This is a genomic window from Rhizobium sp. NXC24 (assembly GCF_002944315.1).
Lineage (GTDB): Bacteria > Pseudomonadota > Alphaproteobacteria > Rhizobiales > Rhizobiaceae > Rhizobium.
The window spans coordinates 339,382-353,788 of the sequence record NZ_CP024313.1; the positions used below are offsets into that span (position 1 = coordinate 339,382).

Annotated in this window: 9 protein-coding genes; 3 read left to right on the plus strand and 6 right to left on the minus strand. The window is 56.7% G+C overall.

Going from position 1 to position 14,407, the window contains the following annotated elements; all coding sequences use genetic code 11:
• The first annotated feature begins 50 nt into the window (after window positions 1-50).
• Window positions 51-1,472 carry an ISNCY family transposase gene (locus tag NXC24_RS23370; RefSeq protein ID WP_104823073.1) on the plus strand — a complete coding sequence of 474 codons (1,422 nt, stop codon included), beginning with the start codon at window positions 51-53 and terminating at the stop codon, window positions 1,470-1,472.
• A 6-nt stretch (window positions 1,473-1,478) separates the two neighbouring features.
• On the opposite strand, the gene NXC24_RS23375 is transcribed toward NXC24_RS23370, so the two are convergent.
• The 6 genes from NXC24_RS23375 to NXC24_RS23395 form a co-directional block, all read right to left on the minus strand.
• A complete protein-coding gene (locus NXC24_RS23375) occupies window positions 1,479-2,216 on the minus strand; it encodes a hypothetical protein (RefSeq protein ID WP_104823072.1) in 738 nt (245 codons plus the stop codon).
• A 354-nt stretch (window positions 2,217-2,570) separates the two neighbouring features.
• On the minus strand, window positions 2,571-3,860 hold the full coding sequence (locus NXC24_RS23380) for a type II toxin-antitoxin system HipA family toxin (protein ID WP_104825810.1): 1,290 nt from the start codon (window positions 3,858-3,860) through the stop codon (window positions 2,571-2,573).
• Window positions 3,860-4,207, minus strand: coding sequence for a helix-turn-helix transcriptional regulator (locus NXC24_RS23385; RefSeq protein WP_104825811.1), 348 nt, complete (start codon window positions 4,205-4,207; stop codon window positions 3,860-3,862). The genes NXC24_RS23380 and NXC24_RS23385 overlap by 1 nt, the downstream gene beginning before the upstream one ends.
• 171 nt (window positions 4,208-4,378) lie before the next feature.
• A complete protein-coding gene (locus NXC24_RS35530) occupies window positions 4,379-4,531 on the minus strand; it encodes a hypothetical protein (RefSeq protein ID WP_199773598.1) in 153 nt (50 codons plus the stop codon).
• A 329-nt stretch (window positions 4,532-4,860) separates the two neighbouring features.
• Complete coding sequence (locus NXC24_RS23390; RefSeq protein ID WP_104825812.1) at window positions 4,861-5,676, minus strand: NAD(P)-binding domain-containing protein; 816 nt, start codon at window positions 5,674-5,676, stop codon at window positions 4,861-4,863.
• Window positions 5,677-5,785: 109 nt separating this feature from the next.
• Window positions 5,786-6,307 carry a hypothetical protein gene (locus NXC24_RS23395; protein ID WP_199773599.1) on the minus strand — a complete coding sequence of 174 codons (522 nt, stop codon included), beginning with the start codon at window positions 6,305-6,307 and terminating at the stop codon, window positions 5,786-5,788.
• A 212-nt stretch (window positions 6,308-6,519) separates the two neighbouring features.
• Between NXC24_RS23395 and NXC24_RS23400 the strand changes: the two genes are divergently transcribed.
• The gene (locus tag NXC24_RS23400; protein WP_104825813.1) at window positions 6,520-12,984 is read left to right on the plus strand and encodes a non-ribosomal peptide synthetase; all 6,465 of its coding nucleotides are present in this window, start codon (window positions 6,520-6,522) and stop codon (window positions 12,982-12,984) included.
• Complete coding sequence (locus NXC24_RS23405) at window positions 12,981-14,390, plus strand: MATE family efflux transporter (RefSeq protein ID WP_245464031.1); 1,410 nt, start codon at window positions 12,981-12,983, stop codon at window positions 14,388-14,390. Before NXC24_RS23400 ends, NXC24_RS23405 begins: the two co-directional genes overlap by 4 nt.
• Window positions 14,391-14,407 lie beyond the last annotated feature (17 nt).

Genomic DNA, 14,407 nt, shown 5'->3' on the forward strand with positions numbered 1-14,407 from the left:
AAGGATGACGACCTTCAGCCTGGTCGAGACCATGAGCGGTCGGAGTCGTCATGTCCTGTTTGATCACTATGTCGCAGAAAGAGTTGCATCGCCTCGAAGTCATCCAGAAGATCCGTGACGAACGCCTGAGCGTTGTCCAGGCTGCCGAACTGCTCGACCTCAGTCGAAGTCAGGTGCATCGGCTGCTGCAGGCTTATGACCTGGATGGTCCAGCCGGGCTCGTTTCGAAGAAGCGATCTCAACCGAGCAACCGGCGTCACAGCGAGGAATTTCGCAATGCGGCGCTGGATCTGATCCGCGAACGCTATCTGGATTTCGGCCCGACGCTGGCGCGTGAGAAGCTGATCGAGCTGCACCGGATCTCTGTCGCCAAGGAGACGCTGCGGCAATGGATGACCGAGGCTGGTATCTGGGTCTCACGCAGAGAACGCAAGAAACGGGTTTTCCAGCCACGCGGTCGACGTGATTGCTTTGGCGAACTGGTGCAGATCGATGGCTCGCATCACTGGTGGTTCGAGAACCGTGGGCCCAAATGTGCCCTGCTCGTCTATATCGATGACGCGACCGGCAAGCTGCTACATCTACGGTTTGCCGGATCGGAGAACACATTCGACTATCTGCACGCGACCAAGGCCTATCTGCAGCAATGGGGCAAACCGCTGGCCTTCTACAGCGACAAGCACGGCGTCTTTCGTTCGACCCATGCGTCGGAGAAGGACCGGACGAGCGGCCTGACACAATTCGGCCGGGCGCTCTATGAGCTGAACATCGACATCATCTGTGCCAACACCCCGCAGGCCAAGGGCCGGGTGGAACGTGCCAACCAGACATTGCAGGATCGGCTGGTCAAGGAGATGCGGCTTCGCGGCATTGACACGATCGAGGAAGCCAACGCCTATGCACCTGAGTTCATTACGGATTTCAACGCGCGTTTCGGCAAACAGCCGCGCAATCCGAAGGACATGCACCGGCCGTTGGCCGATCACGAGAACCTTGATGGCGCCATGTGCCGCAAGGAAGTTCGCACGCTGTCGCAGGCTTTGACGCTGCGCTACGACAAGGTGCTGTTCATTCTCGATCCGACCGACGTTTCCAGACCCTTGGCCGGCCAAAAGGTGATTGTCTGCGATTATCCGGACGGTCGTCTCGAGATCATGCACGAGAGTTTTGCCCTACCCTACAGAACCTTTGACAAGCTGCGGTCGGTCCATCGGCCGGAAGTCGTCGAGAACAAGCGTCTGGACGACATGCTGTCGATCGTCGCCGAGATGCAGGCTGGACGAGAACAGCAACGGAGCAAGAGCGGCCCTCGCCGCACCGGGCAGACGGATCATATGTTCGGCATTCGGGACGGCAGCACGGCGAACGGCTATCAGAAGCGTGGCCGCAAGCCGAGGACAGATTACATGAACGATCCCGCGGTGATTGCCCGGCGAGAGAAAGCGTTATTGAGGCAACCAGCGGCGGAATAAAGATCGTCAGTGCACGCCGATGTCGCTTTGCGTATCTGATTCCAGCTGCAGGCAGGCGGACCAAAGCGGCGTCTTATGGAAGGCTCCGTCTTGAAGAAGCGTGAGCCCTTCTCGTGCCTCATAAAGCAGGCCCAGCCAGCACAGGCGCCGCAGGACACCATATTGGAGATCGGATTTGAGCTCCCAGGCTTCCAGGGTCATTTCGGTGTCGGACAGAGGTGCCATGTCTGGATAGAGGATTTTTACAACGTCCAATGGCGTGCAGCCCTCTCTCGCCTTGATATTGAGAAGATTGAGGAACATGCGCCACCAACCTAACCGAGCTTGGACCTCTTCTTTGCGCTCGGTGGCGTGGACATAGGAATAGAGATAATCCGTGGCGACGAGATCGAAGAAGGCCTGCGGGTTCATCAGGAACTCGCGGCCACGTCTGGTTGGCAGCAGCACATCCTTTTTCCGGCGAAGAAGCTTCAGATGGCGGGTCATGTCCCGCACGACCCAGAGCGGCGGCATGTCGTTTTCGTTCAGCACTTTGTTCATGCTGTAGAGGTCTTCGGCCGTGAAGTCGGGCCAGAGGAAGTTCACAGCGGCCCAATGCACGAATTTGCGGTTCATGGCGCCGGTCGCCGTCAATCCTATGCCACCCTCACCGTCAGCATAGGCAACGGACAGAAGCATGCCGCGAAGAAGAGGTGACAGCGCGGCGACATCGACGTCACCTTGCAGGTTGATTTCCGGAAGCATCGTGCGGCTTCGATCCCTATCCGCCCCATGCGGTGTAGAGGAGTATCAGCCGACGACAGAACAATTGCTACTGAGAAAGCTAAAGTCGAAGGGGAGCGTTATCACCCGCCCCCGCTCCGCCCTTTCAACCCGGCCCAGCCGGTCGGATCGGGGGCTACCGGCAGAACCAGTGGCGCGTTTCTAACTGGCTGGAGAAGTCGCACTGCTAATCAGCTTTGACATCTGTATCACATTGAAAATAAAAGGTAAAAAAGTGGTCCCCGCACTTCGTTTTGCGACGTACTGCGAAAGCCATAGATGAAGTTCGCCAGCGTCAAAGACCCGGAGCTCAAGCCGATCCGGCACGGTCGAAGACTACGGTTGACGGTGTACTTCGTCCACCAGGGTCAGAGTCTCGAGGCGATCGAGAAGCTGCTTTGCTTTCTTTTCTCCGAGCAATTCGGGCGCCAATGTCGGCCAATGCTCCAGCGCACGATTGACTGTCGCCACGACCTCGCGGGTGATCAGCTTCTCGTCTAGGCGAAGAAAACTTGCGACCCTCTCAAAGCGATGAAGGTTCACGTTTTCGAAGCTGTGGGTTTTGACGAACCTCAACGCCATAGTGTCGGATGGAATGTAAAGTACGGTCGGGACGATATCGTAGGCAGGCGACAATCGGATTTCGCCGGGTGCCGGAAAGCAAAAAGACCAGTTCTTAAGATGGTTGTCGCCATTGCCCAAAAGCACGTCTGCAACAACCCTGCGGATGGATTCCAATATGTCATCGCGATGATCGGTACTGAAGCGGCGCACCATGTTGATGATGGTTTCAGTCGTCGCCATCGTGTATTTGCGATCGCCTATCGCTCCCAGAATTTGGGCTGCGTCTTCGATGTGAATGCGACGATCATCGTCGGCACGGTCGAAGCGATCGACGACGAGAACGCGTTTTCCGTGGGCCAAGAGTTCCGCTGGAACGCCGCTGATGACATCGCTGGAGACAAGCCGGCAATTTGCGGTTCGCACGCCAATCATTTTTGCCATATGCATGGCCGCGTATTCAGCCTCGGGCAAACCCGGGAATCGCTCGCTTGCGACCTTGATGATGCAACGGCCGGTGTTACCGCGACCGGGAACCGTCAGTCGCTCGCCCTCGACGTTGGCTGTGAACTTGAGCTGGACACCTGCGAGCGAGAATTTGACCGCGCCGTCAGGCAGCGCGACATCCACGCCATGTACCTTTTCGATGGTGATCGGGCCGGCTGACGCTGGGATCGCTGTTTCCGGTACGACGAGAATTGCGCCGGGGAGATCGCCACCCAGGCGGCTCAGAACGTCGAATTCGTCGTGATCGCCCGGCCCCATTTCGTTCAACACGAGATCCCTAAGGGCGCCCTCCGGAAGCAGCCCTGAAAACCATGGTGGCAATGTGCCGTGAAGCCCAATTTTGTCACCGCGCCGCGCCAGATGATTGCGTGTGCCCTCGTCATCGTCAGGATCGAACCAACCCAGGCTCAGAATTGGCCGCTTTGGATCCCGTAGGAATGTTTCCGCAACGACAAACGCGACTGCGCCGTCACTGTCGCGCGTCAGGGTGCCTACCCTAACCTTCCCTTGTGTCTGATCCAGAAGATGGACGCCGAGGATCGCCGAAGATTTCGCCATCACGGCTCCCCTTTGTCGTCTTCATCGAGATCGACAAAAAGTTCCTCGAATGCGCTGGCCGCCGCACTTCTATTCGGCTGTTCCCCCTTATCGCCAATCAGCGCCCTCACTTCCCCGACCCGGGACTTCGGCAGCAGGACCGGCATAAGGTCGAGTGCATCGCAGATTTCGGCAAACAGGGTCAGTCGGTCCCTACCCCGCCGATCCGTCGCAAGGTCCCGTTCGAGTTCCGATATTCGGGCCCGGTCCCGGCCGAGCCTTGTCGCAAGTGCGGGCTGACTGAGACCTCGCCGTTTACGGGCGGCCAAGAGTTGTTCGCCAAGAGCGTTGAAAATCGTGGTAGTCATGCGGAATATCGCTCATATAAAGGTTGACGTACGGAATATCGTACGGCCAGAAGATAAACTAGAATGCGGAATTCTGCAACACTGAACCATAACGAGCGGAATAGCGCATCTGGTTTGTCGCTGACCTCAGCAGTTGCGCCAAGCCTGCTCCCGCCTTTTCAGCAATTCGATCTAGCGTTGGTGCAGCGTGGCGATCTCGATCTCGCCTCTTGTCCATTCATCGACCCAGCGCTCAAACTCTTCGGACCTTTCGATGGGAAGCCCCCATCTTTTGGGCCCGGCCAAACGCCCTTTCGACAATCGCGCGCGAACTTCGATCGACATGACTAACTCCATCCATCCAATCGGCAGCCCGAACACCCGTGAACGCAGCCCGCGCCAATATCTTAAGCCTGAGTGCGGCTGTCCTCCGCTTCAATACTCAGGTTTGACTGACGAGGCGACCACCCAGCCACAAGAATATGCGCCCTTCCGAAGAAATCGACGCCGAGGACGACCTTGAAATCGTCTATGAGTACACGCCTTGGCATTGAGCCGAGGCATTGCCTTCGGCCTGCGGCTAGCGAGCGGCAGTCCGAAGGGAGGCTTCGCCGCGGCCGACATCGATCCGATGCGCGCGGTGACGAGGCGCACGTTGACACGCGTGAAAGTTCCTACCGTGTTTCCTTTGAGCGCATCTGCATATTCGATTGACCAGTGCGGGATGCGGGCAAGTCGCGATGAACGATTTCCAGAGCTTCGACCCAAGGGACAGCCGCGTTTGTCCGCGCGAGATGGTCTAGGCCGGTCTTCGTGAAAGTTCCCGGTGTTGCGATAGCGTCAGAAATCGCATTGAGAGAGACATCCTGCAGTACCGTTGCATAGGCGGCTGCTCCGGCTATATCTCCCGCAACCAGCGCCCGGGCCTGGTTTGGCTCGAGTCCACGCTCGACAAACCAGTTTTCGAGCTCAGCGATAAAGCGATACGTCCAGCCCGCCAGGCAGGCTCCGATCATCGCGAGGTCGAGTTGGTCCTCATGGTTCAGAACCAGAACTTTTCCCGCGGCAGCCAAAACGGCTTCCACTTCCGGGCACGCGGGAAACATCAGAATGAGGCCGTCACCAATCGCCTCGATGTAACTCGACGGCATGATGCGCACGACCTGGATGCTGCCACCTGTTGCGACACGTAGTTCGGCAGCAGCGATGCCGGCGACAGCTGAAATTAGCGTCTGGCCCGGCCCTAGCGCTAGCGTAGGCAACGCTGAAGCGAGCTGCTCTGGTCGCACTGCAAGCAGGATCCAGTCGGCCTCCTCTATCAAACTCAGTTGATCCACCGCAACGGTGCAACCATAACGCGCCGGGAGGTCCTCAGCCTTTATGCGATTGTGCGGCGAGAGGATGATCCGCCCTGTATGGCCACCCCGTCTTAAGGTGACAATCAGATACGCGGAGAAATCCCCTGTGCCGATAACGCCTATAGTCGTCATCTCCTGACCCCATTCTATGCTCTAAAACGCCAGGCCCTGGCCCTGACGAACGACTCCGGCGAACAGCAAGCTGCTTGTGATCGCACAGTGGCCGTAGGGACCTCGTGGGTTAAACGAGCTGACTGTCAGCCTCTATCGCATCGAGCCGGGACAACACCATCGCAAGATGTGATTTGTGAACCGTCGCCACCAAGCGAACATCTCTCAGTTCGAGGCTTCGGCGGATCATTCGCAGCTCATCCAGAAGGTCTTCGACCTGCTGACGAAAGTTCATCTTTTCAAGAAGCAAAAACCAGAACCTTGCCGATTGAAAGAACAAGATATCGTTGAAGTCCCTGAGCGGTCCGTTGCTGCTCAAGCCGTGCAGGATCTTATGCAGGCAGATAATGATTTCGGCGAACTGCCGTTTATCTTTGCCATCCAATAGCTGGCGGCAGGATTGTTCCAACTCCTGAATTGCGTCGAGGATGACGACGGCGCTGTGTCCGCGGTGCAGCGGCCAAGCAATTGATGATGGGTAATTCTGCTCTCGCGGGGTGATTGCTGGTTCGGCCAGCACCTGAGCCCATCCCCACATGCCCCGGCGCAAAAAGAGCAGCAGGCCGCTACGGGCCATATCCCAAGAAAACACAAGTGGGCTGCTCTATTGTCGGGTTCGTCGATTTCGCGACACGCGCCGGTCCGACGCAATCTGCTGGCGCGCCGTTAAACTACTGAAACGTAACGGTATAATTTGCGGTAGCGCTCTTCGCGTAACTGGCATGACTTTTGGAGCTTACTGGATCCGACAGGGAAAAATTGGCAGCTGGGACCTACTAACCGCCCCAACCTACGAGGAAACTTATGCTCAACGAAGGCCAGACTGCGAAGTCCGAAAATGTCGGAAGTCAGCCTATCGATTTAGTCGCCGCTATAGATGAAATCGCGGTGTCGTTCCCGGACAGGATAGCGATTAAGCATGGCGCGGAAGAACTCACATATGGTGACCTGCGAGTGCAGTCGGATCGAATTGCGAGAGCGCTGCGAGAGCGCAAGGCGCAGGGCATGGTCGTTGGCTATTGTGGTGAACGAAACCTTCATTGGGCAACCACTGTAATCGCGATTCTGAAAAGCGGCTCAACTTATTTGCCGCTTGATCCATCCTTGCCGGCCTCCCGCATTTCTTTCATGATTGAGCAGAGTGAATGCACCCTGATCATTGGGCCGGAAAGACCGAAAGCGCTTGGTCTGTTTCAGGAAAGCGGCAACTGCAGCCCAGAATTTTTGACGGTGCAGACGGCGCTACTCGGCGGCCGTGCCTCTGCTGCAGTGCCTACTTCGATTGAAAGCCGTCTTGCCTACATTCTTTTTACGTCCGGCTCGACGGGCAAACCTAAAGGAGTGATGGTCAAGCGCGCTGGCTTAAACAACCATTTGATGGCCAAGATAGATGCACTCGAGCTCAGCGATAGGGACTGTGTCGCACAAACTGCTTCGCACGGCTTTGATATCTCACTGTGGCAGCTTTTGGCAGGGTTATGTGTCGGCACTTGCGTCGCGATCATAGATGATGCGACGGTGAGATCTCCGATGGCCCTTCTTGAGGCCTTGCAGGCACATCGCGCGACAATCGTCCAGTTCGTCCCATCGGTGCTTGCGGTATTCGTCGAATATCTGCAGGCCCTTTCGGCCGACGGGCGGCTTCTCGACGCCCTACGCATGGTGTCCACGGTCGGCGAGCCGCTGACGCCCGCATTGGCGCGCAGCTGGCTGACACTCTATCCTCAAATACCAATTCTCAATCACTACGGCCCGACTGAATGTGCGGATGGAGTTACGCATCATTTGATATCTCTCCCGCCCAGCACAGCTGACGCCTATGTCCCCATCGGTAAGCCGATTGCCAACCTTAAGGTTTACGTCGCTAACGGGTTGCGTCTGTGCAAGACGGGAGAAGTTGGGGAAATTTGTGTTAGTGGCGCCGGTGTCGCTGATGGTTACATCAATGATGAAGCGCGGACCAAGGAAGCCTTTTCGTCAAATCCATTCTCGGAGCACCCATCCCATCGGCAGCTCTATAAGACCGGCGATCTCGGGCGCATCAGGGCGAACGGCCTGCTGGAGTGCCTTGGTCGACGAGATCGTCAGATCAAGATCCGCGGGCACCGGATCGAACTTGGAGAGATCGAGTCTCGCCTCTGCGCTCACCCTCTGGTAAATGCCGCCGCCGCGGTTGCACCCGTCGCCGAGAGCGTGAAGCTCACGGCTCGGGACATAAACAACACCGACCGGCAAACAGGACCACGGCGAATTGTCGCCTATGTGTCGGCTCCTGCCGAACTTTCAGAACGAGAACTCAGAAGCTTCGTTGCCGAAGCGCTTCCTGCCTACATGCTGCCGGAACGCATCATTCGCGTCGACCGGCTTCCGGTTACCCGAAACGGAAAAGTGGATCTTACCGCCTTGCCGGATTCGACGACCATTCGACCCGAGCTGCCGAATCCATTCGAGGAACCAAAGACCGAACTCGAACGGACGCTACGGGATATTTGGTCAAGCGTTCTTCGGATCAAGGATATCGGCGTCAGCGACCAATTTATCGACCTCGGTGGCGACTCGCTCCGAGCGATGCTTATATTGGTTCAGGTTCAAAGGCAGCTCGGGACTAAGGTGGACTTCAGGATTGTCCTGAATGGGACCGTCAGGTCGCTTGCTGCGTCAATATCGAGCCCATCCGACACGATGCAGACGATACTGCCAGCCTGCGGGAACCTCAGGCGATCACCCCTGACGCGGGTGCAAGAACACCTTTGGTTTCTCTGGCAGCTTGATCCGACCGTGAAAAACTACACGATTCAGGGCGGCGTGCGTATCCGGGGTGCTATCGATCTGATCGCGTTCAATAAAGCTTGGCGCGACGTTGTTCAGGCGCATGACGCGCTTTGCGCGCGCTTCATCGACGAAGACTGGCCGGTTCAGATTTTTGATGATCCGCCGAGCGCCGATCTGGAGTTGATAGATGCCACCGATCTAAGTGAACAGCAGGCCGAGGAACTTGTGACGGAACTGCGACTGAAGGAGCTCGCCAACCCTTTTGATCTCAGCCAAGGGCATTTGTTTCGACCACGGCTGATCCGTCTTGGCGCGGACGATCATCTCATGCTGATAACCGCGCACGAAATTATCATAGATGCATGGTCAATTTCGATCCTGCTCAGAGATTTGCAAACGAGATACTCCCGAGACTCTGCCGTCTCTCCGACGGATCGCCCATCACTCTCAACCTATGCGCTCTGGGAAAGTGAAAATGTTACACCGGAGTCGCTGGAGGGCCAGCGCCGCTATTGGCGCCGGCAAATAGGCGACAATCCTCCCGTACTTTCGCTCGGGGACGATCGAGTGCGGCCGAAAGTGAGCTCCTACCGCGGGAACTCGCATGCGGTTCATCTTGGCGGCGAGCTGTCTGACCACGTGCGAGATTTTGCGCGCCGGCACAGGTGCACGACTTCGGCTGTCCTGTTGGCATGCTTCAAGCTGCTGTTGCGTATGTATAGCGGCCAAGACGACGTTGTCGTTGGTATGCCGCACGTCGTGCGTAGCCAACCAGGCACCGAGGAAATCGTAGGCTTTTTCCTCAACATGCTGCCAATCCGAACGAAGATCGACATCAATCAGTCGTTCGCGGCTCACGCGGCTCATGTGCAGGACCTCATGAGCGATGCCATCGCGAATTCGGACTATCCATTCAGCTGGATGGTTAGAGATACCAGGTTCCTGCGCGAGCATGGTCGATCGCCGATCTTCCAAGTCATGTTCAACATGTACTCCGAGCCGCCGGAGCCATCGGGCAAACGCGATCTGCAACTGACATTTCGCGAATACGACACGGGTTATGTGAAGTTCGACCTTACCCTTTATGCACAAGATGAAGGCGATGAAATTGCAATGCAGCTGGCTTATGCGCAAGACACATTCTCAAGCGATGTGATCGCCCGCATGGCCGATAATCTTCGCCACCTCATTGCTGCCTGTGTTGATAGGTCTGCCGAGTCGATTGTCGCCCTGAGCGCCCCCAGCCCGTCGGAAATCGTCATCCTAAACTCCCTCAAGGGCGACGAGCAGTCGTATGAGGACCAGCCTTCACTTACGGAGGCGTTCAATCAGGTAAGCGCTTCAAACAGCGATCGGGTGGCGTACTTCGGCGAGTTCGGAGAAATCACCTTTGGCCAACTGCGCGACCGAATGGCTACAATCCAGTCGCTTCTGCGAACTTGCGGGGTGGGAGCGGGCGACATCGTCGCCATGCTGGTCGACCGGTCGCCGGATGTAGCGGCAACAAGTTTGGCAATCAGGGATTTGGAGGCAACGATTGTGCCGATCTCGCCTGATTACCCAAGGGACCGGGTGGGCCACATCGTAAGAAATAGCGGCGCGAGGCTCCTTATTCATACCGGCATGGACGCAGGGGTCGATTTCGGCGTGCCGTGCGTCGACCTGGCTGTCCTCCAAGCTGCATCCGGCCCTGGACGGATCTGCCACCGAACTGTCGAGTTGCCCACTCAGGACGCGGCCAGCCTAATTTACACTTCATCCTCAACGGGGAAGGCGAAGGGCGTACTCATACCCGAATCTGCGATACTCAACCGACTGAACTGGATGTGGCGATGCTTTCCCTTCGATGGCGTCGACGTGATGGTGGCACAGAAGTCAGCAACACTCGTTGCCGCGGTATGGGAGTATTTTGGAGGGTTGCTGAAGGGAGTGCCCACGCTGATCCTGACGCAAGAGCAGGTGCTCGACCCCGACCTCTTATTGAGGGCATTGGCACGATATCGCGTCACGCGGTTGTTTGCCTCTCCGCCCATTCTGTCCGGTTTAATCGCTTCTCAAAAGCGACATCCGGAAACAACCAACTTGCGCCTGGTCACAAGCAGCGCTGAACTGATGCCGCCGTCGCTTCCCATTCGCTGGCGAGAGTGCTTTCCAGATGTGCCGCTATGGAATTTTTACGGCACGACCGAGTGCGCGTCTAATGCAGCCGTGTACCGAACATCGAACGCCGACGACGGCTCTTCAGCTGTGCCGGTCGGGCGCCCGATCGACAATGTAAAAGTTTACGTTCTTGACACACAATTGAAACAGGTTCCCGCCGGAGTCGCAGGTGAGCTCTGCGTTGCCGGACGGTGCGTGAGCACCGGGTATTGGAAGGACCCACAGCGAACAAAGCACCGTTTCGTTCCGAATCCGTACGGCGGAGGTCAATACAGCATCCTTTATCGCAGCGGTGATATTGCCCGCATCTCCGCCAAAGGCCTTCTGGAAATTTGCGGTCGAGCAGATAACCAAATTCAGCTTCGGGGTTTCCGAATTGAGCTGGAGGAACTTGAAACGGCGCTCGTCTCTCATTCCAGTGTTGCGCAGGCCGCCGCATTTGTTCAGGGCGAAGACGATGATCGGCGACTGGTTGCCCTTGTGGTCCCAGCTCTCGACGGCCTGACCTCTGGAGCCATTGTCAACCATCTGCGGCAGACACTGCCCTCCTACATGATTCCGTCAGATGTTCGAATCGTGCACCGTATACCGCTCACTGCAAGCGGGAAGATTGATCGGGCTCGTCTGTCTTCCGTCTCGTCCCGCAAGATGCGAAGGACCAAATCCGCTAGGCCACGGACGGAGAGGGAGCGGCTCCTTGCCGATGTCTGGCGCGAGCTGTTGGATGCCAAATCTGTCGGCATCGATGATAGCTTCTTTGACATCGGTGGAAATTCGCTCCTCAGCGTGCGCTGCGTTACACTGGCTCGTAGGGCGGGACTGAACTTGACAGTCAGCCAACTGCACCGGAAACCGACAATCCGCGAGCTGGTAACGCACCAGACCTCGGCCATGACCTGTGCCGAGCCCGTTTCCGATGAACCGCTGAAAATGACCCCTGCGGTCTCACATTGGAATAGTCGTGTCGGAATCGGCGAGCACTACAATATCGGCGATCTCTTCTTCATGCCCGCCGGCCTCTTAAACGTCTCTACTCTTGAACATGCGCTTGCGCATGTCGCCGGCCGGGAGGAAGGACTTAGGCTCCGCATCGTGCAAACTAAGGGCGGCCTCTCGCAGGTAATCGGATCGATACCCCATCCCCTCATAGAGGAAATAGACCTCGTCGGTCTAGACACATCGGAACAACTCGCAGTCATTGAGCGCTCCTGTGCGGAGCGTCAGCGCTCGTTTCGATTTGACGGTCTGACATCTCTTATCAGGGTCTCAGCTTTCCGGACGTCGGAAAGCGGCGATTACTATTTGCTCCTTCTGCTGCATCATTTTGTAGCAGATGGGGTCGGATACAGATTGTTCCTGAATGCACTGGACGCAGCTTACAATTCGTTCGCTGCGGGCCAAACCGCAGCGGTTACAGAGACCACGACCCTGACCCAATGGCTGAAGCGTTTGGACGGATACGCGAATGGCGAAGCCGAAACGGAGCTCGAGCACTGGGAAGGCCTTCCATATGAACGGTTTGACATGCGGGTAAGCGACGCCGGCTCGTCTGCGGCCGGTTTTTCAACCGAAACAGCCAAACGGCTCCACCACATTGGCGCTGAGAAGCAGATCGATGAAGAATTCTGCGCGCCACTTTGGAAAGACCAGGCAACATATCATTTAAGGATCGATGAGGAGACAACCGGGAAACTTCTCAAGGTTGCGGCGAGGTCTGCGCATTGCGAGGATTTTGATCTCATGCTCGCGGCTATTTCGGGGGCATTTGGCCGCGCTTTTGGAAATTACTCCCTCTGGATTGACAGCCTCACCTCGACGAGGGGACATCTATTCGACGATATCGACCCGTCTCAAATCATCGGTTATGTCGGTGAACTGGTGCCGCTTCCGTTATTCCTTACCGGAACGGAGTCTCGTCTGGACCGCGCCCGCTCCATATATCGGCAGCGCAGCTCGCTGCCGCGCCAAGGCATAGGTTTCCGTGCTCTGAAGTTCTTGAACCAGAATCCCGCTGTGCGCGAGCGGATCGATCGTCTGCCGTTACCCCGCATCGGGCTAAACTATCGAGCTAGACTCCAACATCATTATCCGCGCCGTCTGCTATGCAGAGATCCACACCGATTGTGGATCGGCGAAGATATGGATCAGTCCGTTATGAACTACCTTTTCTGGTTTCGCATCGGATACGAATCGGACGAACTGCGTATCGAAGTGAGATATGATCCACGACAAGTCGGCTACGAAACCACCCGCAATCTCTGTACGATGTTCCGCGAGGAACTCCTGCGGACTGTCGATGCATTTGGCGAGGCTGCACAGCGAGTCAATTACGCATGAGACCGGCACAGCAACTGATGATGAAGGGCATAGATGAGCGCATGGCTTCACCGGCGGAGCATACTAGTTTGTTGAAGGGGAAGGTTTCCGGCCTCGTTATACGGCTTGCCATTCCCTCCGTGATCGGTTTGTCAATCAATGCGCTTCAACAGTTCGTGAATGCAATCTTTGTTGGCAGGCTCGGCGCACAGGCTATCGCCGCAGTCAGCATAACGTTACCCTTGATCGTCCTGCTCACGGCAGTTGGGCAGGGGGTTGGCGTCGGCGCGGCGTCGTTCGTGTCGCGCAATCTTGGCGCTGGCAACTCTTTGGAGGCGAATCGAGGCGCGAGCTTGGCGCTCGCTCTAGCGGCTCCGATCGGAGTGGCACTTACCGGCGCTCTGCTTTTCGGTTTGCGCGACGTTCTCGCGTTGCTCGGCGCCAGTCCGACCATAATGCCAGCCGCACTCGACTACGCATCGACGCTCCTATTTGGTTACACTCTGATGTTATTGAATATGGTCAACGGGTTTATAGTGAGGGCTGAGGGTAATACACGCTTCAGCATGTGGACCATGATCACGGCTTTTGTGCTGAATGCCGCGCTCGATCCGATTCTGATTTTTTCCCTGCACCTCGGAATTCGCGGGGCGGCGCTCGCAACCTTTTCGGCGCAGCTCGCCGCCGCCAGCCTCTACCTTCTATATTTCGTGAAGCAATGGGGAATTGTCCGTGTCCGGCCCTCTTACATAACTTGGAGGGGTGAGCGCGTACAGCAACTCGCCGCCATTGGAGCCCCTGCAACCATCACTGGCATTTTGTCTGCTGTTGCGTTCGTGCTCTTGAACAGGGCCGCTGCGCAATTCGGCGACAATTCCGTTGCCGCGGTGGGCATAGCTGCACGATTGTTGACGATCGGGGCACTCCCAATCACTGGCCTATGCATAGGCTCCCAGGCGGTTCTCGGTTTCAGCTGGGGAGCACAGGATTTCGCTCGGGTACAGAGGGCTGCTAAGTTCATGCTCTCTATAGCCGTTGCATTTTCAGCCAGCTTTTCTGCTGTGGTTGTGATTTTCGCCCGGCCAATCGTCCGACTTTTCAGCGACAGCGAGGACATGACTGAAATCGCTGTCTCCACTTGCATCATGTTCCATCTCTTTTTCGGGCTTTTTGGTGTTCAGTATGTAGCGATCACAATGCTTCAGTCATTCGGGAAGGCCCGTCTGAGTGCAGTCGTTTCATTCGCGAGGCAAGGATATCTATTCGTACCAGCCGTACTGCTGTTGCCCGACATTTGGGGCTTCAAAGGACTATTAATCAGCCAGGCAACTGCTGAGCTTCTGGCCGGGCTGCTTGCTGTATTTGTAATAGTCAGGCAGTTCGGCGATCTCAAAGAAATGCTCGTTTCTCCGGGAGCGGCTGGTTAAGACTGAGAGTTGATGCG

What these genes read in the sequence shown, in the direction of transcription:
- NXC24_RS23405 (WP_245464031.1), top strand. Translation starts at nt 12,981, where the DNA reads ATGAGACCGGCACAGCAACTGATGATGAAGGGCATAGATGAGCGCATG.
- NXC24_RS23400 (WP_104825813.1), top strand. Translation starts at nt 6,520, where the DNA reads ATGCTCAACGAAGGCCAGACTGCGAAGTCCGAAAATGTCGGAAGTCAG.
- NXC24_RS23385 (WP_104825811.1), bottom strand. Translation starts at nt 4,207, where the DNA reads ATGACTACCACGATTTTCAACGCTCTTGGCGAACAACTCTTGGCCGCC.
- NXC24_RS23380 (WP_104825810.1), bottom strand. Translation starts at nt 3,860, where the DNA reads ATGGCGAAATCTTCGGCGATCCTCGGCGTCCATCTTCTGGATCAGACA.
- NXC24_RS23390 (WP_104825812.1), bottom strand. Translation starts at nt 5,676, where the DNA reads ATGACGACTATAGGCGTTATCGGCACAGGGGATTTCTCCGCGTATCTG.
- NXC24_RS23375 (WP_104823072.1), bottom strand. Translation starts at nt 2,216, where the DNA reads ATGCTTCCGGAAATCAACCTGCAAGGTGACGTCGATGTCGCCGCGCTG.
- NXC24_RS35530 (WP_199773598.1), bottom strand. Translation starts at nt 4,531, where the DNA reads ATGTCGATCGAAGTTCGCGCGCGATTGTCGAAAGGGCGTTTGGCCGGG.
- NXC24_RS23370 (WP_104823073.1), top strand. Translation starts at nt 51, where the DNA reads ATGTCCTGTTTGATCACTATGTCGCAGAAAGAGTTGCATCGCCTCGAA.